The sequence below is a fragment of the Sphingobium sp. WR1 genome (assembly GCF_059693745.1).
Map to the genome: position 1 here is coordinate 1 of NZ_JCATID010000100.1, position 705 is coordinate 705.

The following is a 705-nucleotide window of genomic DNA, read 5'->3' on the forward strand; positions in this document are numbered from 1 at the left end:
ATACCTGTCATGCCGCTCCGCAAAGGGGGCCCTTTTGGACGCCGATAGGGGGTCCTTTTTGCGCGCCGATTGACACAGGTGGTCGAGCGCCGGCTTGAATCCGGTGCACCAGATCACCGCATCCACGGCTGTTTCCGATCCATCGGGCCAAACTACGCCTGTTGCCGTCATTCGGGTGAATGGCCGCACCGAGGAGAGGTCGCCGCGATCGCGCGCCGCTTTGACAGGAGGAACCATCACGATGTCGCCGACACCGCCGACAGGCTCTCCATCTGGCGGCCCTTTCATCCGAGCCACGGCCCTTTCGAAGAGTACCCGCCCGTCGACATCATCGGGAAGAAACAGTGGGTCATGTGTTGTAACCCAGGTCGCGCTGGCAATCGGAGCAATCTCCGCCATGATTTGCGCGCCGCTGTTGCCACCCCCGACAACCAGCACCGATTGCCCGGCATAGGCCTCCGGGCGGTTGTACAGCGCGGAGTGGACTTGCGTCCCCTCAAACAGATCGTGACCGGGATACTCAGGCACATAGGAGTGCGACCAAGTACCGGTCGCGCTGACAACGAAGCGAGCAAAATAGGGCCCATCCTCCGTCACAACCTCCAGATGAGCGCCGGACCGGCGGATGGTCTGAGAACGGCGGAGCAATATTCGACCACGGTAGCGGCGGGATAGTCCTGCTGCGGGCGGCGTAAAAGTCGTCCA

At 62.1% G+C, this 705-nt stretch carries 1 protein-coding gene; it reads right to left on the reverse strand.

Annotated elements, in window-relative coordinates:
- Positions 1 to 648 (reverse strand): NAD(P)-binding domain-containing protein (locus AC58EF_RS28585; RefSeq protein WP_497279755.1); only part of this gene is annotated, 648 nt, incomplete at its 3' end.
- Positions 649 to 705: the final 57 nt, after the last annotated feature.